We start from the raw sequence: 21,865 nt of genomic DNA on the forward strand, positions 1-21,865 counted from the left end.
GTCATCGCACCTCTCGGCTCTGTGGTTCAGCGCTTGGTCGGCGGTTGCGGTCGTGCCGTCAGCGAACGGCCAGCACGGTCCTGGTCGGGCAGGAGAACTCCAGGGAGCCGTCCGGCCCCGCGAGCACCCGCAGCGCCTCGCGCGCCTCGTCGGTCGCTTCGGCCACGCGCTCCGGCGGCACCAGGTCCCACTGCATGCGGGTGGTCACGGTCCTGGTCCACGCCAGGTAGTCGTCGATGGTCTCGAAGCGGGAGTCCGCCGGGACATGGCGGATCCGCACATCGCTGAAGCCGGCGGCGAGGAAGGCGGCGGCCGTGGACTCCTCGCTGACCAGCGGGCCGCCGAGACCCAGGACCACCTGCCACGGGTCGTCCACCCCCTCGGGGAGGTACTTGGCGAGCACTCCCGCGAGGATCTCGGCGGACTCCCAGCCCGCGGCCAGCCTGCCGTTCTCGGTGGGGAAGGTGGTCGCGGCGAACCTGCCCCCGGGGCGCAGCGCCGCGACGGCGCAGGACAGGGCTTTCTCGGCCTCCGGCAGCAGGAACAGGACCATGCCGGCGCTCGCCGCGTCGAACGGATCGGCGAAGGCGAAGTCCTGGGCGTTGCCCAGCTCCGCGCGGGCCCAGCCGGACACCCCGCGGGCCCTGATGTCCGCCGTGCAGGCGTCGACCATGCCCTGGGCCTGGTCGATGCCGAGCACGAAGCCCTCCGGCCCCACCGCGTGGGCGATCGGGAACAGGCAGGCACCGCGCCCGCAGCCGATGTCGAGCACCCGCTCGCCCGGCGAGAGCTCCAGCGTGTCGGCGATCATCTTCCCCAGCGGATGGAAGATCATCTGACCTGCGGACTCGTACTGCTCGGCGGCCTTGTCGTATGCGTCCCTCACCAGTGAGGTGATGCGGAGGTCCTCGGTCATGACGCGCTCTCTTCCTGTTCTTCCTGGGTCAGCGGATTGTCGGATGTCACCGGCCGCACGATGCAGCCGAGACGGAATTCGGCACAATGCGTTTCGCCCGCCACGCGCCACCACAACCGGTCCGGGGTGGGCAGCATTTCGGACACGACGACTTCCCCTTCGGGCAGTCGCGCGATATCGATCACCGACAGCGGATCGGCGAAATCGACGTACAGCGGCTTGGGTTCGGCCGGATGCTTCACGTAGACATGGCGCGGAATTCCCCGGGCGGCCCGGAGCCGCTGCACGGCCAACCACTGGGTGACGGTGTCCCCGGTCTTTTCCGGAGCCCTTTCCGGAATGCTCAGCCGCCAGCGGGCACGCTGGATCACGACGCCGTCCACCACGATCCTGGGGGTGTACGCCCCGAGGTCGACCGGCACCGGGACCAGCGCGGGCCTGGACACCGCGCGGTGCAGCGTCGACGACAGGTCGCCCGGGTAGAGCAGCCGCCGCCGGCCGTCCACCACCACCGCGTCGGCCGAAGCGGGCACGACGGCGTCCGCGATCGGCACCACGTCGGCCCGGTCCTTGCCCGAGAGGCCACTCAGTTCGATGGCGGCACCGGGAAGTTCGGGGGTCACGTGGGCACTGCGCCGGCGCGAGACGATGGTCGCGGCTGTCCCGGACGGCACGGCTCGCGCCACCCGCTCGGTGAAGCCGGCCCACAGCCCGTCCGGGTCGCTGTGCAGCGGGCGCTCCAGCCCCCCGAAGATCGAGCTGCAGTCGTCGTGCAGCTCCGAGAGCACCCAGGTGGCGGTGGCCGGGTCGGGGCCCGCCACCATCAGGTCGGGGCTCGGCAGGCACGCGTCCTCGGGGCCGTACGACACGGTGTCCCACAGCGGCGCCAGCGCCTCGGCCAGCTGGCTCCGGCTCAGCTCCACGACCGGCGGGCGGCCGTCGGCCGAGCCCGCGGCCTCCACGGCCCGTCCGACCAGCCGGCGCAGCACCGCGTCCAGCCGGTCGCGGCGCGCTGAACGAGCGGGTATCTCCCGTACGGCCAGGGCGGCAAGCGGCGCCGGGGCGCCCCCCAGCTCGGCACGCAGGGCGTCGCGGGCGTCCTCCCGGGCCAGCAGCGCCGCGAGGAACGTCAGCGGGAACACCGCCTCGGTGACCTCCCGGATGCGGTCCACGACCGGCGCCCCGAAGCCGACCCGCTCGCTCACCGGACTCGATCTGTCCTCGTGGAACAGCTCGCGGTCGGCGTAGTGCCGACCGCTGTCCTGCGACACCTGCCCGCCGTCCGCCGCGCGGGCCGCCCGCACGGCGACGAGGTGCGCCGCCCGTTCGGGCCAGGCCGCCTCCGCGTACGTGTCGCGGACCTCCGCCAGGTTCACCACCGTGTCCGTGGGGTGCTCGGCCGCCAGCCTGGTCAGCGCGTGCAGCTCGGTCGCCGGCAGCCGCCAGGGGGAGACGACCAGCGCCGGCCCGAGCGCCTTCACCAGCTCGGCCGCGTACGCGTCGTCCGCCCCCGCCCCGTCCGGCGGCGGCACGAGCGAGTCGAGCCGGCTCCCCGGCGCCGCGCAGGCGGCGCTCCACAGCGCCAGCGCGGGCCCCGCGACCTTGAACCTGCGCCCGTCCACGGCCCGTTCCAGCACCGGGGACGCGTCCGGCCGGCGGAACAGCGGACTGGGCCACACGCGCTGGTGCGTCAGCGGCACCTCGCGGGCGGCCTGCTCCCGCAGCTCCTCCACCAGCCAGGCACTCGCCTCCACCACGACCTTCTCGCGGCCGGGCGCGCCGACCAGCAGGGCCTCGTCCTGCTCCGGCACCAGACGGCCGAACAGCACCGGGCCGAAGAACGAGACGGTCTCGCACTTGGTGGCGAACCGGCGCAGATAGCGGTGCAGGGTGTCGACCTGACGACGCAGGCTCCGCGGCAGGGCGCCGCCCTCGTCCCGCGCCCGCGCCCAGCCCGGATGCGTCAACGGCGGTGTCTCCAGGGCCGTGTGGTGGAACGAGGGGTTCGACACGAACACGGCGTGCCCGAAGTCGTCGCGGCCGGCGGCCTGCGCGGTGTGCAGCCGGGCTCGCAGCAGTGCCGCCTCCAGCTCGGCCCCGGCCGCCGCCAGCCGCTCGCCGAGCGCGGCGACCAGGGCGTTCCAGCGGGGCGCCCAGTCCGGCGCGCCGGTCGCCGCGAGGACCGAGGCGCACCGCTCGTCCAGGGGCGCGCCCTCGTCCACCAGCCGGCGGCAGCTCTGGAGGGCCCGCAGCGACCGCTGGCGCGGTTCGACCGTCCGTACGGCCTCCCGCAGCCCCGGCCACAGCTGGTCCAGGAAGTGCGCACGCTCGGCGGCGACCGCCTGCTCCGCCGCCAGCACCCCGGCGGCGGTGCCGAGCAGTTCCCCGGAGGCGAGCCCGTCCAGGAGCCCGGCCGGGAAGCCGGTCGCGCGCAGCAGCGACCAGGGCATCATCTCGACCGAGAGTTCCCCGTTCCCCGCCCGCACGTTCCACGTCAGTGACGCCATGTCAATTCTCCAGACTGGTCTCGCTTTTCCCCGGCGGCTCCGGTAGGAAGGAAAAGGCTCGGAAATTGCCCGGCCGTCCATCCGGCGACGAGCCCGGAAATGCAGAGGGGAAAGAGAAGATGCGAATCTCGTCTCGGACCATGCGTGGTTGCCGCGAAAGCGTCGAGCGTGCCGAGGACAAACTGATCGCGCTGTCGAGGAGCATTCACGCCGAGCCGGAGACCGCGTTCAAGGAGCACCGCAGCGCCGCCAAGGTGAGCGGCCTGCTGCGGGACGAGGGGTTCGAGGTCGTGCCCGGCGCCGGCGGCCTGGACACCGCGTTCACCGCCCGCTACGGCAGCGGCCCGCTCACGGTCGGGCTGTGCGCGGAGTACGACGCCCTGCCGGGCCTCGGCCACGCCTGCGGGCACAACATCATCGCCGCCTCGTCGGTGGGCGCGGCCCTGGCGCTGAGGGACGTGGCCGACGACCTCGGCATCACCGTCATGGTGCTGGGCACCCCGGCCGAGGAGGAGGGGGGCGGCAAGATCACCATGCTGGAGGCCGGTGTCTTCGACGAGGTGTCGATGGCGATGCTCGTCCATCCGGCCCCCGAGGACAACTGCGCTCCCCGCCCCCTCGCGCTGGTCGAGCTCGAAGTCCGCTACACCGGACGCGAGTCGCACTCCGCACTCGCCCCGCATCTGGGCGTCAACGCCGCCGACGCCCTGACCGTGGCGGAGGTCGCCGTCGGCGTGGGCCGCCAGCACTTCGAGCCGCGGCAGCAGGTGCACGGCATCGTGACCCGGGGCGGAGAGGTGCCCAACGTGGTCCCCGCGCACACGAGCGCCCTGTACAACCTGCGCGCCGCCGACATGGAGTCCCTGGAGCGCCTCGAAGCACGCGTCAGGGCCTGCTTCGAAGGCGGTGCCGTCGCCACCGGCTGCACCCACGAGGTCCGCTCGACACCCGCGTACGCCGAACTGGCCCACGATCCGTTCCTGGTGGCGGCCTACCGGGCAGCGGTGACCGAACTGGGCCGCCCCCTGGTGTCCCCGGAGGAGGAGCGCGCGATGCCCACCGGCAGCACCGACATGGGCAACGTCAGCCGTGTCCTGCCCAGCGTGCACCCCAGCATCGGCATCGACAGCGGCGGCGCGGTCAACCACCAGCCGGAGTTCGCCCGGGCCTGCGTGACCCCGGCCGCCGACCGGGCGTTGCTCCAGGCATCCGTCGCACTGGCCTGGACCGCGGCGCAGGCCGCCGAGGACGACCAGGCCCGGGAGCGGCTGCTCACGGCCCATGCGGCTCGCCGTGGGGCGGACCGCGCGGCCGGCTGACCGCCGTCCGGACCTGCCCGGCCGGGCAGGTCCGGACGCCCCGGCCGCGGCGGTGCTGCGGCCGGGGCGGCCCGGTGCCCCCGCAGATGCGGGGCGTGCGGGAGTCACGGAAGCCGCACCACCGTCTCGCCCTCGGCGGTGTCGATGTGCACCGCCGAGATGCGGGGCCCGGCCGCGGGGTCGACGACGACGTCGAGCGCGGCGAGTCCGGGCCACCGGTCCGCCCAGTCCCGCTCCTGTTCCCGCGCCCGGCCCGTCTCGAGGCGCCGCAGCGACTTCGGGCACACCCGGTGCCCGGCCGCCTTGAGATCGCCCGGCACCCGTGCCGCGCGCGCCTCCGTGTCGCCGTAGCTCAGGAAGAACGGCAGCACCCGGCTGCGCCACGACAGGTCGAACGCCGCCTCCGCCCACGGCACGCGCCGGCCGTCGGCCCGGACCGACTCGCCGCGGAAGAGGTCCGGATCCGCCCCGGTGACCGTCTCCACCTCGCGTGCGGTGGACGCGATGTCGTCGGTCAGCGCCGCCCAGTTGAGGAAGTCCGGCCCGTCCGCGGTCCGTTCCAGGAACAGCCGGCCGAAGTCGTCGCCCGCCAGCTGCCGTTCGTCGTGGGTGACGAGCAGTTCCAGGTACTGCACGTCGGGCGTGTCGAAGGGCACCACCCAGCTCGCCGTGCCGTCCGGGTTGGGGCTGCCGTCGGTGATGCCGAACCCGTACTGGTCCCACAGCAGTTCGCGCAGCGGCTCGATGGTCCGCGCGCCGAGGATCACATGGTCGATCCGCATCAGGAGGCACCGCCCAGGGCGTGCGAGGGGCACATGCTGTACGGCAGGGCCTCCCAGTCGTCGCCGACCAGGCCGGCCGCCATGCCCTTGCCGGTGGCGCGCGCCGAGAGCAGCCCGTGTCCGGCGTGGCCGGCCGACAGGAAGATCCGCTCGTGGCCGGGCAGAGCGCCCGCCAGCGGCCGTCCGGTGCCGGACACCGGACGCAGTCCGGCACGGAGCTCCACGGGCACCGACTCCGCGAGGCCAGGCATGACGGTCGTGGCGAACCGCAGCAGGTGCCCGATGCCCTGGGTGGTCACGTGCTCGGCGAACCCCGTGTCCTCCTCCGTCGCACCGACGATCACGTCGTCACCGACCCCGGGCGCGAGGTAGTACGCGGAGGACAGGATGCAGTTCAGCTCCTCGTCGGTGCGCAGCACCGCCATCTGCCCGCGCTGCGGCCGGACCCCGGTCGCCTCGGCCAGGCCCTTGCCCGAGCTCCAGGCGCCCGCGGTGATCACCACCCGGTCCGCGGGGAGCGTCCCGTCGGAGGTCACCACCGAGACGGAGGCGCCCTCCTCGCGCACCTCCCGCACGGTGACGCCCTGCCGCCAGTCGACGCCCCGGGCCACGCACCGGCGCCGTACGGCGTCCAGGTAACGGCGGCCGTCGATCATCAGCCCGTCCGGGTCGAGGAGGTAGCGCCGGCTGGGCGGCAGCTTGAGCCCGGGCGTGGCCTGCGCGAGGGCGTCGCCCTTGAGCCAGTCGCCGACGCCGAGCCCGTCCAGCACGTCGCCGTGGGCCTCCACGTCCGTCTCGCGCAGCGCGCGCAGGATGGGCCTGGCCACGCTGAACGCGCCGTACTCCGGCTCCAGCCGGGCGACGTCGGCGTCCAGGTCCTGCTTGGCGGTCCGCAGCCAGTCGTAGAACTCCCGGTCGGTGAGGTAGCGCAGCGAGGGGACCGCCACGCCCGCCGCGCGGTTGGTCGAGTGCCCGGGTTCGGCGCCGGAGTCGAGGACGCGGACCGACGCCCCGCTGTCGCTCAACTCCTCGGCGAGGCAGGCACCGACGATGCCTCCGCCGATGAGCGTGAAGTCAGGGGTTGATGACGGTGACGACGGCATGTCCTGCACCTTCCATTTCGGCTGCGCCGGCGAGTACCAGCGAGCGGGTGGTCACGTCGCTGTCGCTGTGGACAGCCATGGGTGGGCCGGCCAGGCCGCGGGCCTGGCGCAGCAGATGCACGGGCTTGCCCCTCAGGGCGAGGCGGAACCAGCCGCCGGGCCGGTCCGCGACCCTGGCCAGGCACTGGAGCCGGACGGTGCCGTCGCCGTGGTAGCGCTGGAGGCCCTCCACGCACCAGACGAGCTCCACCGCGTCCGGGGGCACCTCGGCCCGGGGACCGTCGAGTTCGAGCCGGGCCAGCGGCGGCGGGCCGAACCCGCCGGCGTCGTGGTCCCACACGGCCCGGCCGGGCGCGATGCCCTCGGCGAGCGGGGGCGGCGGGCAGATCCGGCCGCCGTCCACCAGGACGGTGGGCAGCGCCGGGTCGCCCCGGTCGTCCCGCCCCGACTCGGGCGGCGCCGACGGCAGATCGGTCAGGGTCAGCTGCGGCAGTATGCGCCGCCCCGCCAGCCGGGCGGCGGTCGCGCGACCCCCGCGGGAGGTCAGCGAGAAAGCCGCACCGGCCACCAGTACCGACGCCGCGGACGGCCGCAGCACCAGCGGCCGCTCGCGCCAGTCGTCCGGCGGGTCGGCCGACACGAACGGCTCCGAGAGCGCCCCGAGTTCGTCCCAGGGCAACGCCTCCACGAGCGCGGCCGGATCCCCCTGGCCGCTGGTCCCGAGCAGCACGGGACCGCCGGGGGTCTCGACCCGGGCCAGCAACTCGGCCCGCCTCGACACCGGCAGACCGTCGCTGTCACGCCACTCGTGGACCTGCGCCACCGCGCTCTGGAGCCCGGCGACGGCCGACGCGGTCCGTTCGGCCGCCTCGGTGAGCAGCAGCCCGGTCTCCTTGCCCGCGTCCTGGTCCGACGGCCCGGCGACCCGCCGGGAGCCGGTGACCCGGCCCGTCGCGTCCCGTTCGACGAGCAGGGTGTCGAGCGAGACGGTCAGCCGCGGCGCGCCGTGGGTGGGGGTGACGATTCCGGAGGCACGTGTCCGCATCTCAGCCACGGGCCACCGCCCGCAGCCCGACGAGTCCGGCCGGCAGCCGGAACCCGGCGTTCGCGAACGATACCGGCACCGGGTACTGCCCCAGCTTTCCGCAGCCCCCGGTGGCCCGCAGATAGGCGGCGACCCGGTGCTCGTAGGGCCGCAGACCCGCGAGCACCCGCGCCCCGTCACCGGTCACCGTCAGCGGGCCCAGCCGGGCGGTGCTGCCGTCGGCGCGGTGCAGCAGGGAGAACGGGGCATGGAAGACGAAGGCGCCCGAGGCGATGTTCATCATGTCCAGCCGCAGCCCGTACGGGGCGATCCAGTCGCCCGAGGGCGGCTCCGGCTCGGCCGCGGGCTCGATCAGGGCCACGGTGTGGGTCATCCGGGGGATCGCCGGATGCCGGTAGCTCTGTCTGCGCCCGTGGCCCGTGCCGGGGCCGCCGCCGAGCAGGGAGGCGAGCGCGAGGTCGGTCATCGGCTGCCCCACCGTGCCCCGGTCGATCAGCCGCAGGGTGCGGCACGGGGTGCCCTGGTCGTCGAACGGACTGCGGTAGCCCGGTTCGTCGTGCGCACCGCCGTCGAGCACCGACAGCCACGCGGGTGCGACACGCTGTCCGGCGCGCGCCCCGAGATAGCTCGTTCCGGACGCGACCACGTCGGCTTCCATCGGGTGGCCGACGATCTCGTGGAAGAACGCCCCGGCGAGGCCGGGCAGCAGGACGAGGTCGGCGCCGTCCGGGAGTTCGGTGGCGAGCGGCAGTGCGAGGCGTTCGCGCACCGCATCGGCCGTCCGCACGGCCGCGTCCCTCAGCCCGTCCGGGTCGGACCCCGCCGGGGGGCACAGCAGCGACCGGGAGTGGACGGTGCCGTCGTCACCGGTCAGCCTCGTCTCCAGGGTCGTGACGATCCGCTCCGTGGTGGCGACGCGTTCCGCGCTGCCCGCGGCGACGTGCTGCTGGGCCACACCCAGGGTCAGCTCCGCGCCGGTGTCGGTGGCGATCCAGGCGAGCTCGGCGCGCAGCTCGGAGGTCAGTTCGAACAGCGGCCGTTCCTGCACCTCGCGCAGCGCGTCGGCAGCCTCCGGGCTCGTCCCGACGGCGCCCGAGGCCAGCAGGTCGTCGCCGTCGGCGAAGCGGTGTTCGGTGAAGCCCCGGTCGAGGTGCCGTTCGACGCTCATTCCGAGCACCGAGGTCCGCTCGGTGGAGACAGCGCCGTCCGGGAGCACATCGGCCCGCATCCGCAGCGAGTGCTCGGCGAAGAGCGTGGTGTGCATCATCGCGTGCTGCTCCCGCCGCTGCTCCTGCCGATGATCTGCATCCGCAGCTCGCTGGTGTAGCGCCGGCCCTCGCTGTCGCGCAGCCACAGTTCGTCCGGTCCCGGCGCCATCCGCTCCACGCCCAACTGCTCGGCGCCGCGCGCCACATGGCTGATCAGGTCCGCCGCGAGCGGTGAGGCCAGGTCGATCAGGTACGGCTTGCGCTCGTGGGCGCTGCGGCAGAAGACGAAACGTGTTCCCGTGTCCCGGGCCAGCCTGCGCAGCGCGAGGAACCGCGCTTCGGGTTCCGGTGCCGCGAGCGCCGCGGTGGGCACCTGCCACCGGGACCGCTGCAGGACGACCGACCCCAGGGCCACTTCGGGCTGTGCGCCCTCGGTGGTGAAGGCGGGGTGGAGCACCTGCGGATGCGAAAGGGCGGCGATGGGGGCGTACTTGACGAAGTCGCTCAGCGGGACGTACGCGCTGACCGTCCTGCCGTCCGGATCGTGCAGGGTGACCTCGTGCGGCCCGATGCGGACCGTGAGGTCCTCCGGCTTCAGCAGCTCCGGCTGATCGTGGTCGGTCCAGGTCAGCGGGCGCATCGCGACCTCACGGCCGGGGAAGCGGTAGTAGCCCTTGTTGCGGCGCCCGAAGTCGAGCCCGACGACCGCGCCGTCCTGTGCCGCCGTCCAGGCGGCGGCGTCCGCGCCGAGCCGGTCCGGATCCGGGTGCATCGTGCCCAGCCAGCTGCGCACCAGCAGGTGGTGGTGGGCGCGGGAGAGTACGAGCGGGGCGGCGGCGCCGAGCGCGGAGGCGTCCGGCGCGGCGGGGCACAGGTCGATGACCGCGTACCGGTCGCCGTCCAGCGCCCCGGCCTCGCCGGTCAGCCGCTCGACCTCGGCCCGCCAGTCGGCGCCGGCGTAGCTCGGCGCGTGGGCCGCCTGGAAGGTGCTGGTCGAGTCGGAACGGCTCGCGGCCGCACGGGTCGCGTACGTGAGGAGGTCCAGTTCGGCGTCCTGCCCACCGGCCGCGCCGTCCGTGAAGGCGTCGCGCACCGCGGCCGCCGCGGCGCGCTGGGCGGCGTGACCGTGCGCGGTGCACACCTCCATCACGGGGGCGAGCTGCCGCTCCCAGTCACCGATCAGCCCGGCGCCGAGGGTCAGCGCGAAGGGCGACGCGCACTCCTCGAAGAACACGGCGCGGTCGGCGTACGCCGCACCGGCGCCCCTCCTGGCCGGCCTGCCGGTGAACTCGGTGAACCGGTTCTCCAGGGCGGCGACGGCGGCCGCCTTGCGGTCCAGCGGCGCCTTCGCCAAGTCGCCGATGAGGGAGGAGAGTTCGGCTGTCCGACCGAGCCACAGCTCGCGTGCCGGTGAGGCGGGCAGCGCGGAGAGCTGTTCCCGCAGGGTCGCGAGGGGCTCCAGGTCGTAGTCGCCGCCGCCGAGACCGATGGTGACGGCCTCCTCGGCCACCAGCCGCATCAGCGTCCTGGCCACCTCGCGGGCCGGCTGCCCGGCGGCGCGCACCACGTCGCGGAACACCGTTCCGTCCGGGGCCACGAGCAGCAGCAGCGGCTCCCGCGCCGTGTCACCACGCCCGGTGGAGTGGAACGCGAGATGCGGAAGGATCTTGGGGTCCCTGGCGATCGCCGTGGCCAGCGCACGCGCCGCCCAGTGCGAGAAGAACACCCGGCGGACGCGGGGCACGTCGTCGCGCAGGACGGCACCCTCACCCTCGCCCACCGCGCCGTACGCCATGGGCCCGAAGAAGCTCACCGTCTCGTTCTTCGCGCAGAACCGCTGCACGTACGTGAACATCTGCCGGCGCACCCGGCGCCAGCGCGAGGTCAGCGGGCCTTCGTACGCCAGCAGCGGGAGCAGCATGTTGCGGTACGCGTCCGGGTTGGACAGGAACACGGCCTCGGAGACCCCGGGATCCGCCAGCAGGTCCCGCAGCCGCTTGCCGGCCTCCTCGTCGGCCTGCCGGCAGGCGAGCGCGTAGCGTTCCCAGGCGTCGGCCCAGGCGCTCACCGCCGGGCTCCACCGCGCTCCGCCGGACCTCGGCACCTGCCCCACCCGTCCGCGCAGCACGTCGGACCGCAGCGACTCGGCGCGGGGCCCGTCGAACCGCTCCTCCACCAGCTCCAGGACGGTCCGCTCGCGGTCGAGCAGCTCGTCCGCGAGTTCCAGCAGGGATCGGGGCGCGCCCAGCTCCTCCAGCCAGTCGAACGGCATTCCCGCATGGCGCAGGATGAACTCCCGCCCGATGCGCCACTGTCGGCTCACTGGCTCCTCCGCATCACTCCGGCTTGGACCAGCCGGTCGGTCAGTTTCCTTCGGACCCCATCGCTGATCCGGTCCAGGACGGCGGTGTCGCCGGACGAGAGCCGCTCCACGACCGGCGTCAGCTTCGGATGCAGCCGGAACGCGCTTCCCGTCCGCAGATTCACCACGAACGAACCCGGGCCCCGGCCGTCCGGGCCGGGCCCCTCCCCGGCCACGACGACGGCCGACGGCTCCCACACCGGAGTCCCGTCCGGTGCGGCGACCACGCAGCAGGCGAACCGGCCGGGGAACAGATCGGCGACGGCACCGAGTTCGGCGTTGAGCACGCCGATCGCCGCGGTGCGCTCCGTTTCGTCGAGCGTCCCGGGCGCGGTGAACCGGTCCCAGCGCGGCAGATCGTGCCCCGGGGTCGTGTGCCGGATCAGCGGCACACCGTCCCAGGCCTGCGGTGCCGCACCGCCACGGACCGCCGGCAGCCGGAACGGGCTGAGCCCCGCGAGCCGGGGGCCCGGCCCGGACAGCAGGCTCCGCGCCGCGGCGCCGGTCTCCTCGGCACTCACCCCGGGCGCCCCGACGAGCAGTTCGACCCGGAGCAGTGCCCCGTCCGCCGCGTCCAGGACGGGCCGCAGATCGGTACGGCTGCCATCCGCTCCCGTCAGCTCGGCCCAGGACGCCAGCCGCGCCACGGTCAGCGCCGCGCCCCGGCACTCGCGCCACGCCTCGGCGGGCAGCGCCGCCGCCTCGTCCGGGGCCAGCCAGCCCGCCCAGGGCGCGCCGGCCTGCCAGTCGGCCGCGCGGCGGATCCAGCGGACCGGCGTGCCGTCCCCCGACCACTCCTCGCCCAGCCGCCAGGCCGGAGCCCAGTCGTCGAAGTCCGCCGCCGCCGAGAACGGGGCGAGCGCGCGCAGCGCCTCCCGGTGCGTGGTGGCGAAACGCCCGCAGAGCACGACCCTTTCAGGGCCGAGCGCCTTCAGGAGCGCCGCAGCCGCCGGGAGTTGCTGATCGGTCTCGATCACCAGATGCACACGCCCGTCCGGGACAGCCGCACGGGTCCACAGCGCCTCGGGCCCCAGCAGCTCGGTCCGCTCGGCGGCCAGCACCACATCGGGCCCGCACTCGGTGGTGCCGCCGACGAGTTCCACGTCGTCCGCAGCCAGGCGCAGTGCCGGATCGGCCTCGCCCGCCAGCCGCAGCGCCATGCCCATGGCCCGCAGCCGGCCCGCGGCACGGCCGCCCCGTGCGGTGACCCGCTCGGCGGCCTGCGCGGTGACCCGCGCGGCGGCCTGCGCGAACAGCGCCTTGGCCCGGTTCTCCGCGGGGTCGCTCCCGCCGCGCCTGCCGAGGGCGTAGTCGTCGGCCAGTGCGGCGAGTGTCCCGGCGCCCGCGAGGCGTGCGATGAAGTGCGCGTTCACATCGATCAGTTCGTCGTCCGGCCCGAGCTCCGGTTCCAGACCCGGATCGAACAGAGGAGGGAGCACCACCCGGCGCATCACCGCTCACCACCGCCCCGCAGATACACACAGCGCAGCTCGGAGGCGAAGCGCAGCTCCCCGTCCCGCAGCCAGGCGTCCTCGGGTGCGGGCAGCGCCTCGGACACCAGGAGCTGTTCCGCCGTGCCCGCCAGCCGGGCCATGCCCTTGAGCAGCTCGGGGCTCGCGGTGTCCACGTACACCGGTTTGCGTTCGGCCGGTGACTTCACGAAGAAGCGGTCGGGCAGGCCCCGTTCCCGGACCAGCCGGGCCGACGCGAGCAGCCGTTCGGCCTCCCGCCGGCTGCTCTGCGCCTCCAGCACCGCCGCGCTCGGCAGCGCCCAGCGCCGCCGCGAGAACACCACGTTGCCCCAGCGCAGCCGCGGCACGTGCGGCAGGTCCGGCAGCACCGGGCGGCGGATCCGGGGCAGCGCCAGCGCGGTGTGCACGGCGGTGTCGAGCTCGCCGTTGTGGAACAGCAGGCTCCGGCCGGGGTGGGTGTCGCCGCGCAGGACGACCCGTTCACCATCGCTCTCCAGCCACAGCTGGTCCAGGCCGATCCGCTCCCGGTCCGCGCCGGCCTTGCCGCCCAGTTCGAGCACCACGCCGGGGAATTCCAGCGGCGGCAGCCCGGTCGTACGGCGCGAGATCACATTGACGGCCACCTGGTCGCCCAGTGCCCTGCGCACCCCGGCGTCCCGCTCGGCGAGCAGCGCCGCGGAGTCCGGATGGAACTGCAGCGCCCACGGGGTGAGCAGTGCCGCGTCGTGGATGTCGCCGAGTACGAGCGGGGTCGCCCCCGGCTCGTATCCGGCCAGGTCGGGAGCCGCGATCAGGACGTCGATGGAGCACAGCACCGGGGCGGCGGGCGGTGGCGGTGCGGCGAGCAGCCCCGCCACGTCGAGTTCGGCCCGGTCCGCGCCTTCGGCCTCGATCACCCGGCTCAGCTCGGCGCCGAGCGCTCCGCCCGTCTCGATGGCGAGGTCCGCGCACTCCCGCAGCGCCCGCAGCAGCGGGATCCTTCCCGTTCCCAGCCGGGCCGCGACCGCCCGGTTGGTGCGTACGCGGGTCGCCTCGGCCTCGTGGGCCAGCAGGTCGAGCACCGGCGCGACGGCGTCGCACATGTCGCGGGCCAGCGGTCCGCGGACCTCCAGCCCGGCCGTGCCGACGGCGGCCTCGTGGATGACGACCCGGTCGTTGTAGAAGCGGCCGCGTTCCGCCGAGCGGTCGGTGACGGGCAGCAGCGACTCCAGTTCGGCCTGGATGGTCAGTTTCCGCCCGGGCGGCGCCGACGGGTAGCCGTCGAGCAGATCGAGCACCTTCACCAGCAGGGCCCGCACCCCGGCCGCGCGGGCGGCCGTCTCGGTGTCCGAGGCGTCGATGCGTTCCAGGGTCCAGCGCAGCGGGTCGACCACGGTTGCCGGCGGGCACAGGGTGTGCGTCAGCGTCCCCTTCGCCACGGCCGCCGCGAACGCGGCCACCGCCTCCGGGACGCCGGCACCGCACCCGGACGCGATCCGGGCCACCGTCCGTACGCCGTCGGCCTCCCGCAGCAGCGCCGCGCCGACGCCCGTACCGCGGGGCGTGCCCGTCACCGTCTTGCGCACCGGTGCCAGCTGCTCGGCCAGCGCCGGATCGCCCAGCAGCAGTTCCTGCACGGCGTCGTTGACCCGGGCCGCGGTGTGCGCCTGGCGGACCCGGATCGCGGCGTGGCCCTCCCAGTCCAGCGCCGTGGCAGCGTCGGAGTCAGGGCTGAGTCTGCCGTAGTTGATGGGCCCGAAGAAGCTCATCGTCTCGCTCTTGGACGCCAGCCGCTGTGCGTAGGAGGCGAGTTGGCGCCGGATCCGGCCGCCGCCCGCACCCCGTGCGAGATCACGGTGGACGGCGGGCGACGAGCAGACGATGGCGTCGTTGACCCGCGGATCGGTGCGGATGGCGGCGAGCGCCTCGTCGACCGCTGCCGTGTCGGTCTCGACGGTTGCGGTGAGCCGCTCCCGCACTGCGGTCACCTGCTGCGCCGCGGCGTTCCACTCGGCCAGCCAGTCGGCGGGGAGGTTGTCCGACGCGGGCAGCGGCCGCAGACCGCGCAACTTGGCCTGCTGGCCCCGGGACAGCCGCCCCGTCGGGTTCAGCCGTGACGCCACGTCGGCCGACCGGGCCTCCAGGGCGAACAGCTCCGCGAGGAGCAGACGGGTCCGTTCACAGGCCAGTCGCTCGACCATCTGCCAGGGGAACCCGGCGCTGCGCAGGACGACCGTGGGCAGCAGCTCCCAGCCGTGCCGCCGCGACGCCGGCTTCTGCGGAGAGCGGGCGGATTGGGGTGTCATGACGCCGCCCTCTTCATGGCGATCCGGAACTCCGAGGTCACGGGGGCCCCGCCGTGGCGCAGCCACAGCGCGTCCGGCGCCGGCCTCATCTCGGCCAGCGACACGGCCGCACTGTCACCGGCCAGCACCATCGCCACCAGGGCGTCGACGGCCAGCGGACTGTCCAGGTCGATCCCGACCGGCTTCGGCTCGTGCGGAAGGGAGGCGAAGCAGAACCGGGGCACCCCGTGCCGGGCCCGCAGCGACTGGACGGCGAGGAAGGCGGCGGCGGGGTCGCGCGCCGCGTCGACCCCCAGGTCGGCCCGGTCGAACCACCAGCGGGCCCGCTGCACCAGCAGGTCCCCGACCACGATCCTCGGCGCGAAGTCCCCGATCCGCACCAGCGGCAGCCCCACGCCGGGGGCGGCGAAGGCCCGCAGGTGCACGTGGTCGTCCTCGCCGGCGTACAGGGTCAGTTCACCGTCCGGGGTGCGCAGCCGGGGCGTGCCGTCCACCAGGACGACGGTCAGATCGGTCAGCGGCACGGTCCGCTCCCGGTCGTCGGTGGCCACCGAGGTGATCTCGATGAAGCGGCCCGGGAACCAGTCGGCCACCAGGCCCTTGTGGCGCCTGCGGCGGATCACCGTGGCCAGCCGCTCGGGGCCGCCCCACGGTTCGAGACCCGCCGCGAAGTCGTCCAGCATCCGGTCCTGCTCGTCGCAGAACAGCCCCTGCGAACCCCAGGCGAAGACGTACGGGTGCAGCTCGCCCAGCACCAGCAGCTCGCCGCCGTCCTCCCGGCTCTCCAGCATCAGATCCGGGCTGACGAACCGGTGCCGGCCGGGCCCGGGCGCGAACCCCGCGAGCTCGGCGGGGGAGAGCCGGGCCTCCTGACCCTGCACGGCGGTCTCCACCAGCGCCGCGTAGTCCCGTTTGAACCCGATCAATGGTCCCGCGAGCCGGTCCAGACCGCCCTCCTCCACCGAGGCGCGCATCCGGCGGATCAGCTCGTCGTACGGCATGGCGTCGCCGCCCGCCGCGAGCATGATCTCCGCGCACAGCTCGGCCGCCGCCTGCTGCTGGAGCTCGCCGTAGCGAGCGGCCACGTCCAGCACCGGGCTGAGCTCGGACTCCCAGCGCCCGGCCACGTCGCCGCCGATCACCACCGGGCTCTGGTCGCCCTTGGCGTCGAGGGACACCACCAGCCGGTCCGCGTACATCCGGCCGCCGGCGCGGCGCGCGTCGACCTCGGTGAGCCGGGTGAAGCACTCCTCGACGCGTTCCAGCGCGGCCGCCCGGGCGCGGTGGCCATCGGCCGCCGCGTAGGCGTCACCCAGATCGCGCAGTTCCCGCAGCCGTACCGGCCAGGCGGTGCCCTCCGCGTAGCGGTCGGCCCAGGAGACCAGCGAGTCCAGCGGTCGCGCCGCCGTGGACGGCGGCTCGGGCCAGAGCCGGACGGCCCCCGCCTGCCGCAGCCGGTCCAGTACCCGGCGCGTCTCCGCGAGGTCGAGTCCTGCCAGCGCCGCCAGTTCGACGGTGGAACGCCGCCCGTCGACGGCCTCGGCGAGTTGCCACCGCACCCCGGACAGCGTGATCCGGCGGCCGTCGGCGGACTGGATCGTCCCCGACCCCGGCGCCCCGCCCGGTGCCCGGCGGCAGGACGGCAGCCAGGCCACGGGCGGGCGGTCCCGTACCTGTGGGTCCGTACCGATGAGCTTGGCCAGCTCGCACACCGCCCAGAACGCGGTCTGCGCCTCCAGGACGTGGTAGCCGGAGTCCGTCTCGGGGCCGAGGACGGTGCCCTCGGCCCCGCGGTCGACCCGGCCGTGCACCAGCGGGCCGAAGAAGCTGGTCGTCTCGTTCTTCGCGCCGAGCCGCTGGCCGTACAGGTAGACACGGCGGTAGAAGGACCGGTCCTTGGCGCGGTTGCGGCCCGTCGCGCTGTCCTGCTGGTGCCAGCCGTCGACCCAGCGCACCGCCTCGGTGTGGAAGGACGGCGACAGCTGGAGCAGGGCGTCGCACACCCGCTCGTCGCGGAGCAGGTCGCGGACCCGCTCCGGCCGCCGCAGCACCTCCTCACCGAGGGCGGCGGACAGTCGCTCACCCACCTGCTGCCGAGCGGAGTGCGCCGCGCGGTAGCCGTCGATCGCCGAGGCCACGTCGCCGCCGCGCGGGTCGTGCTCCACGGGCAGTCTGCGGCCCACCCGGCCGCGCAGCTTCGACAGTTCGCGCAGTTCGGCCCGGTCCCGCTCGCGGTCGGCGCCGGTGACGGACTTGGCGATCGCCTCCTGGAGCCGGGCGCGGCCCTGCTCGAACCGCGCCACCGCCTCCCGGTACTCCGCGGCCGCGGCAGCCGCCGGCCCGTCACCGAGAGCGGTCAGCAGGTCGATGCCGAAGCCAGCCCTCCGCAGCAGCAGTCGATCGTAGAGCTGCCACTGCGCCCGCTGTTCCGTCTCCCCTTGGGTCGCTTGGTCCGTCATGGCCTCAGTCCTGAAAGTTGATCAGGTCGAACGGGCGGTTGAGCTTGGTCCGCGGCCTGGGCAGCAGCCCTTGCAGGTCGGCGCCTTCGGCGACGGCCTTGGCGAGGGCGTCCGCCTCACCGGGACGGGTGAGGCTCAGCGGTGCCATGGCCGCCACCGAGCCGGCCGCGGCGACGGAGCCGGTCGTCATCACCCGACCCGCCTGGGCCAGCGCGATGCGGTACGGATCGCCCAGCAGCCGGGCCGCGGACTCGGCGCGCTCGTACTGCTCGGCGCCCGTCGTCGCGTCACCGCCGGAGGCGTGCAGCATGCCCAGTTCGAGACGCACCTCGGTCTCGTGGAAGAGGTCACCCAGCTCGGCCGCGTTCACCAGCGTGGTGTCCAGGTCCTCCAGGGCGGCGTCCCGCTCGCCGACGAGCAGCCGCAGCCCGGCGCTGCGGTACGCGTGGTGCTTGCGGAAGCCCGCGTTCGACGAGCCGGTGGCCTGCTTGAACTTCTCCCAGGTCGCCAGCGCCGAGGCGTGCTTGCCCGCCTTCTCCTGGAGCACGCTGATGTTCGAGTACAGGTTGATCCGCAGATGCGCGGCACTGGCGTCGGTCAGACCCGCCATGCAGGCCAGCGCCTGTTTCTCGTGCTCGAAGGCCGCCCCGAGCCGCCGTTCCGCGAACAGGGTCAGCCCGCGCAGATTGTGCAGCCAGCCGCGCTCGCGGCGCACGCTCTCGGTCTCGCCCGGGCGTTCCGCGACGACCTCGAAGCCCTGCTCCACCTCGGCGACGGCCTCCGCCAGCCGGTTCTTGCGCTTGGACAGGGTGAGCGCGGAGTACAGGTGCGACTGGGCCCGCAGCTCCGGGGAGAGGCCGGCGGCGTCCTCCCGGATGGCCCGGAAGCAGGCGATGGCCGTGTCCTGGTCCCCGCGGAAACCCGCCTGGATGCCGAGCACCTTGAGCAGGAAACCGCGTACGTCGGCGGTGCCGCGCAGGATCGCCGTCTCGAACTCGATGGCGTGGACGAGTTCTTCCTCGCGCTCCGCCCTGGCGAGCAGCCCGGGTACTTCCGACTCGGGGATACCGGCGAGCAGCCCGATCGCCTCGTCGGCGACGACCGCCATGCCCTCCCAGTTCGCGGAGAAGAACGCCCTGCGGCAGTAGGCCAGTGCGGCGGCCACCCGGTCCACGGCGGAGCTCTCGGCGTCCCTCGCCCGCAGGAACAGTTCGCCTTCCTCGGACACCGGCACGAATCCGGAGTCGGCCGCCGTGCCCAGGTCCGGGACCAGGTCGTCCTCGGTGACCGGCAGCCCCATGCGGCGCAGGCACCGCACCCGCTCCCTGCGGTAGTCGGCGTACCGGCCGAGCGGCTCACGCACGGAGGTCGGCGAGTCCAGCAGCAGCTCGGCGCCCTTGACGAGCTGCGCGTGCTCGAAGGCCCGCATGAAGCCGCGCAGCGAGGACAGATCGGTGCCGCCCATCCCCCTGAACAGCAGGGGCCGGCCCAGCTGCGCGCTGCCCGCGCAGAGGGCGGTGGCGGCCACCGTCAGCACGCGGTAGACCTGCTCGCTCTCCCGGTGCAGCCGCCGCTCGGAGGGCGCGAGCGCGATCTCCTCCAGCGGCGCGGTGCCGGGTGCGGTCTCGGCGGGAAAGAGCTCCGCCCATTCCGACGGATGCCGGGCCGCGAGCCCGGTGAAGTCGGCGCCCTCCGTGCGCAGGGCGCTGATGCCCGCCCGCAGTCCCGTGTACGAGGCGGCCGGGCCGGTGTTCACGTCGACCAGGACGGAGTCGGTGGATGTGCGGCCCACCGCGGCCACCCGCGTCACCATCGCGAGGGCTCGGTGGTGGCGAGGGCGAGCGGCGCGATCTTGTTCTCGACCTCGTCGAGGTCGAAGTCGACGTCGTCCAGCTCGTCCAGCGCGTCCAGTTCGGTGTCCTCGGCGGTCTCCGCCTCAGCGGCCTCCGCCTCGGGGATCTCCGCCTCGGGGGCGAGAGCCTCGGCGGTCTCCTCGGGCTCTGTGGACTTCGCGGTGTCTTCCATGGCGCGCTCCATTCGGAATCACGGTCGGACATGGGAATGCGGATGCGGAGGATCCGGTGTCAGGGCAGCCGGAACCAAAGGGGTGTGCGGGATCGTGGCGGCGGACGTACGGGGAGGGCTGCGGTCGGCGGAGCCGACGGCGCGGCCCACGGCAGTCCCGGTCGACGCCGGCAGGAGGCCGGGACGACGCCGGGGCGAGGGCTCAGCCGACCGGCGTGCGCATCCGGGCGAACTCGACCACTTGCCGTCCGACGGTGGCCAGTTGAGCGGTGAGATGCGGGTCGCCGTTGCTGCCGTCGGATGCCAGGGTGACGCTCTCCGTGTTGATGGCCACTCCCAGGGGAGTGGGCCAGCCCCTCAGGGCGTGCACGACGGAGCGGAGCCCCGCCAGCGTCGAAGCGGCCTGCGTCCCGCGTGCGGTGACGACACAGCCGACGGCACGGCCGTGCAGATAGGGACGCGCGTCCTCACGCAGGTCCTCCAGGTAGTCGAGGGCGTTCTTCACCAGACCGGACACACCCCCGTGGTAGGCGGGCGTGCCGATCACCAGGCCGTCGGCGAGGGCGACGGCCTCGATCAGCCGCCGGGCCGCCGGGGTGCGCAGTGACTCCCCCGGGGCGTAGAGCGGCAGTTGAAGTTCATCGGCACCCAGCAGCAGGGTCCGGGCGCCCGCCGTCGCGGAGGCCGCGAGCACCGCCCGGACCGCCCGTTCCGTCGAGGAACCGGAGCGGACGGTGCCCCCGATGCCGACGATCAGGGGCCGGGCATCGCCTGAGGCGCCGACACCGGGATTCTCCACCAAGGGAAAGGAACCCTGGTTCGTCTCCAGAACGACCATACCAACCTCCTTGACCGGTCGCGGATTTCGGAGTCTAGGCAGGGCGGTTATGCACTGGTTATGCGCTGGTTATGTGCTGGTTATGCGTTGGCCGGAGGTCTGGGCCGCAATCCGGGCGGGCGCGTCCTGGGCGCGCAGGACCCGCTCCAGGAGCCGATCGGTGTCAGGGCTGACATCGATGTCCAGACCGTCCGACATCCGGGCGCAGCACAGCTTGTACCAGGACCTGGCCTGCCCTAACTGGCCCAGCTCGCCGTGCACTTGGATCAGGGTCCGGTAGACGTCCTCCTGGTACGGGTCGATGTCCAGCGTGCGGCGGCATATGTCGATGACCTCCGCGAGCTCGCCCCGGTCCAGCGCTTCCTGGAGGAGGAAGTCGGCGGCTCCCAGGGCGAGCGACCGCACCCAGTCCCGCTGTTCCCTGACCCAGTCGGCGGTCTCACCGGGCAGGAAGTCCCCGGTGTGGAGATCGAGGGCGCTGCGGTAGTACTCCGCGGCCGTGTGCGGGTCACTGCGGGCCGCCGCACGGTGTCCTTCGTTGCACAGCCGTTCGAGCTCCTCGAAGTCCAGCCAGGCGTCGTGGAGTTTGAGGGAGTACCCGTACCCGCCGCAGACGATCTCCGCGGCCGGCTGTTCTCCCGCGGCTCGCTGCCCGCTGAGTATCTGCTGCACCGCGTGCTTGGCGACCTTGAGGGAGCTCGACCCCGCCGACCGGGTGCGGTCGGGCCACAGCGCGGCGTGCAGTTCGTCGCGGTCGACCGAACGGCCCCGGTTGATGAGGAGGTAGAGGAACAGTGTGCGGGCCTTGCCGGCGCGCCAGCGTCTGACCGGGAGTCCCCTCAAGTCCAGTGAAAAGCCGCCGAGGCAGCGTACGACGGCAAGTGTGGAAATCTCGGTCATGTGGAAACCCTCCTCCTTCGTGGGGGCAACGGGATGCGAACGCGCTGGCGCGGTCGGCCGGTTCAGGCCTGAGGCGGAGGCAGTCCGGTCGACCGGCGGTACGACCGGGGTCAAGGCCACTCGCCCTATATGTGTAGACGTACGAGAACGTCGTGGCCGTTTGGGCGATGCCGGACAGGAAGCCGGCCAGGGGCGGGGTCTTCCGTTCGGTCCGGGAGTCGGCGGAGGGCTTCGGAAGCCGGTTCGCGGCTCTCCACGCGCGCGAGTCGACCCGATCGGCATCGTGTCGGTGCGCTGCCTCGGGCGTGACACGACGGCCCGGCGATTGCCGCTGCCCCGGTCGTGCTCGACCGGGCCGGCCGGTGGTCGACACCGCTGCGGTCCGGCCGGCGATCCGCCCCGCCGTCGTCGCTCCCCGCCTGGCCGTGGGAGTCGGCGACGTGCCGTCGTGCAGCGCCTCGTCCTCGGAGCGCCCCTACCGGAGGGGGCCGAAGCGGTGGGACTTCTGCAGGATGCTCTCCTGGAGGCCCTTGCCCCACCGGAAGGTGCCGATGGTGTACTCACCCATGGTGAGATGTCGCGGCTTCCTGGACGGGCCCGCAAGGAACTCGGCCCGGTTTCGGCGGAATTCGGCGCTCTTCCCG

At 73.9% G+C, this 21,865-nt stretch carries 15 protein-coding genes; 1 reads left to right on the top strand and 14 read right to left on the bottom strand.

Going from position 1 to position 21,865, the window contains the following annotated elements:
- Window positions 1-58: 58 nt before the first annotated feature.
- Both AB0O11_RS24850 and AB0O11_RS24855 read right to left on the bottom strand, forming a co-directional pair.
- On the bottom strand, window positions 59-916 hold the full coding sequence (locus AB0O11_RS24850) for a methyltransferase domain-containing protein (RefSeq protein ID WP_363390997.1): 858 nt from the start codon (window positions 914-916) through the stop codon (window positions 59-61).
- Window positions 913-3,423: a lantibiotic dehydratase gene (locus tag AB0O11_RS24855; protein WP_363391000.1), complete on the bottom strand. Its 2,511-nt coding sequence runs from the start codon at window positions 3,421-3,423 to the stop codon at window positions 913-915. The genes AB0O11_RS24850 and AB0O11_RS24855 overlap by 4 nt, the downstream gene beginning before the upstream one ends.
- A 119-nt stretch (window positions 3,424-3,542) precedes the next feature.
- Here AB0O11_RS24855 and AB0O11_RS24860 point away from each other — a divergent pair, with 119 nt between their 5' ends.
- On the top strand, window positions 3,543-4,742 hold the full coding sequence (locus AB0O11_RS24860; RefSeq protein WP_363391003.1) for a M20 family metallopeptidase: 1,200 nt from the start codon (window positions 3,543-3,545) through the stop codon (window positions 4,740-4,742).
- 104 nt (window positions 4,743-4,846) lie between these two features.
- Here the strand turns inward: AB0O11_RS24860 and AB0O11_RS24865 are convergent, their stop codons facing one another.
- The 12 genes from AB0O11_RS24865 to AB0O11_RS24920 form a co-directional block, all read right to left on the bottom strand.
- The gene (locus tag AB0O11_RS24865; protein WP_363391005.1) at window positions 4,847-5,524 is read right to left on the bottom strand and encodes a VOC family protein; all 678 of its coding nucleotides are present in this window, start codon (window positions 5,522-5,524) and stop codon (window positions 4,847-4,849) included.
- Window positions 5,524-6,627, bottom strand: a complete 1,104-nt coding sequence (locus AB0O11_RS24870) for an FAD-dependent oxidoreductase (RefSeq protein ID WP_363391008.1) — start codon at window positions 6,625-6,627, stop codon at window positions 5,524-5,526. The genes AB0O11_RS24865 and AB0O11_RS24870 overlap by 1 nt, the downstream gene beginning before the upstream one ends.
- Window positions 6,599-7,672, bottom strand: coding sequence for a hypothetical protein (locus AB0O11_RS24875; RefSeq protein ID WP_363391011.1), 1,074 nt, complete (start codon window positions 7,670-7,672; stop codon window positions 6,599-6,601). The genes AB0O11_RS24870 and AB0O11_RS24875 overlap by 29 nt, the downstream gene beginning before the upstream one ends.
- A 1-nt stretch (window position 7,673) precedes the next feature.
- Window positions 7,674-8,939, bottom strand: coding sequence for a metallopeptidase TldD-related protein (locus tag AB0O11_RS24880; protein WP_363391014.1), 1,266 nt, complete (start codon window positions 8,937-8,939; stop codon window positions 7,674-7,676).
- Window positions 8,936-11,203, bottom strand: coding sequence for a lantibiotic dehydratase (locus AB0O11_RS24885; RefSeq protein ID WP_363391017.1), 2,268 nt, complete (start codon window positions 11,201-11,203; stop codon window positions 8,936-8,938). The genes AB0O11_RS24880 and AB0O11_RS24885 overlap by 4 nt, the downstream gene beginning before the upstream one ends.
- Window positions 11,200-12,684: a hypothetical protein gene (locus tag AB0O11_RS24890; RefSeq protein WP_363391020.1), complete on the bottom strand. Its 1,485-nt coding sequence runs from the start codon at window positions 12,682-12,684 to the stop codon at window positions 11,200-11,202. Before AB0O11_RS24890 ends, AB0O11_RS24885 begins: the two co-directional genes overlap by 4 nt.
- A gap of 8 nt (window positions 12,685-12,692) precedes the next feature.
- On the bottom strand, window positions 12,693-14,999 hold the full coding sequence (locus AB0O11_RS24895; RefSeq protein ID WP_363391023.1) for a lantibiotic dehydratase: 2,307 nt from the start codon (window positions 14,997-14,999) through the stop codon (window positions 12,693-12,695).
- Window positions 14,996-17,458 (bottom strand): lantibiotic dehydratase, encoded by a 2,463-nt coding sequence (locus AB0O11_RS24900; protein ID WP_363391026.1) that lies wholly within the window; start codon window positions 17,456-17,458, stop codon window positions 14,996-14,998. The genes AB0O11_RS24895 and AB0O11_RS24900 overlap by 4 nt, the downstream gene beginning before the upstream one ends.
- Before the next feature lie 4 nt (window positions 17,459-17,462).
- The gene (locus AB0O11_RS24905; RefSeq protein WP_363391029.1) at window positions 17,463-19,250 is read right to left on the bottom strand and encodes a hypothetical protein; all 1,788 of its coding nucleotides are present in this window, start codon (window positions 19,248-19,250) and stop codon (window positions 17,463-17,465) included.
- 14 nt (window positions 19,251-19,264) lie between these two features.
- A complete protein-coding gene (locus AB0O11_RS24910) occupies window positions 19,265-19,495 on the bottom strand; it encodes an ammosamide/lymphostin RiPP family protein (protein ID WP_363391032.1) in 231 nt (76 codons plus the stop codon).
- A gap of 190 nt (window positions 19,496-19,685) precedes the next feature.
- Window positions 19,686-20,321, bottom strand: a complete 636-nt coding sequence (locus AB0O11_RS24915) for an NAD(P)H-dependent oxidoreductase (RefSeq protein ID WP_363391035.1) — start codon at window positions 20,319-20,321, stop codon at window positions 19,686-19,688.
- Window positions 20,322-20,390: 69 nt separating this feature from the next.
- Complete coding sequence (locus AB0O11_RS24920) at window positions 20,391-21,221, bottom strand: BTAD domain-containing putative transcriptional regulator (RefSeq protein ID WP_363391038.1); 831 nt, start codon at window positions 21,219-21,221, stop codon at window positions 20,391-20,393.
- Window positions 21,222-21,865: the final 644 nt, after the last annotated feature.

Origin of the sequence: Kitasatospora sp. NPDC093102 (genome assembly GCF_040683915.1) — a bacterium.
In the GTDB taxonomy this organism is placed as follows: domain Bacteria; phylum Actinomycetota; class Actinomycetes; order Streptomycetales; family Streptomycetaceae; genus Kitasatospora.

What these genes read in the sequence shown, in the direction of transcription:
- AB0O11_RS24880 (WP_363391014.1), bottom strand. Translation starts at nt 8,939, where the DNA reads ATGATGCACACCACGCTCTTCGCCGAGCACTCGCTGCGGATGCGGGCC.
- AB0O11_RS24875 (WP_363391011.1), bottom strand. Translation starts at nt 7,672, where the DNA reads ATGCGGACACGTGCCTCCGGAATCGTCACCCCCACCCACGGCGCGCCG.
- AB0O11_RS24910 (WP_363391032.1), bottom strand. Translation starts at nt 19,495, where the DNA reads ATGGAGCGCGCCATGGAAGACACCGCGAAGTCCACAGAGCCCGAGGAG.
- AB0O11_RS24865 (WP_363391005.1), bottom strand. Translation starts at nt 5,524, where the DNA reads ATGCGGATCGACCATGTGATCCTCGGCGCGCGGACCATCGAGCCGCTG.
- AB0O11_RS24915 (WP_363391035.1), bottom strand. Translation starts at nt 20,321, where the DNA reads ATGGTCGTTCTGGAGACGAACCAGGGTTCCTTTCCCTTGGTGGAGAAT.
- AB0O11_RS24870 (WP_363391008.1), bottom strand. Translation starts at nt 6,627, where the DNA reads ATGCCGTCGTCACCGTCATCAACCCCTGACTTCACGCTCATCGGCGGA.
- AB0O11_RS24900 (WP_363391026.1), bottom strand. Translation starts at nt 17,458, where the DNA reads ATGACGGACCAAGCGACCCAAGGGGAGACGGAACAGCGGGCGCAGTGG.
- AB0O11_RS24855 (WP_363391000.1), bottom strand. Translation starts at nt 3,423, where the DNA reads ATGGCGTCACTGACGTGGAACGTGCGGGCGGGGAACGGGGAACTCTCG.
- AB0O11_RS24920 (WP_363391038.1), bottom strand. Translation starts at nt 21,221, where the DNA reads ATGACCGAGATTTCCACACTTGCCGTCGTACGCTGCCTCGGCGGCTTT.
- AB0O11_RS24850 (WP_363390997.1), bottom strand. Translation starts at nt 916, where the DNA reads ATGACCGAGGACCTCCGCATCACCTCACTGGTGAGGGACGCATACGAC.
- AB0O11_RS24860 (WP_363391003.1), top strand. Translation starts at nt 3,543, where the DNA reads ATGCGAATCTCGTCTCGGACCATGCGTGGTTGCCGCGAAAGCGTCGAG.
- AB0O11_RS24895 (WP_363391023.1), bottom strand. Translation starts at nt 14,999, where the DNA reads ATGACACCCCAATCCGCCCGCTCTCCGCAGAAGCCGGCGTCGCGGCGG.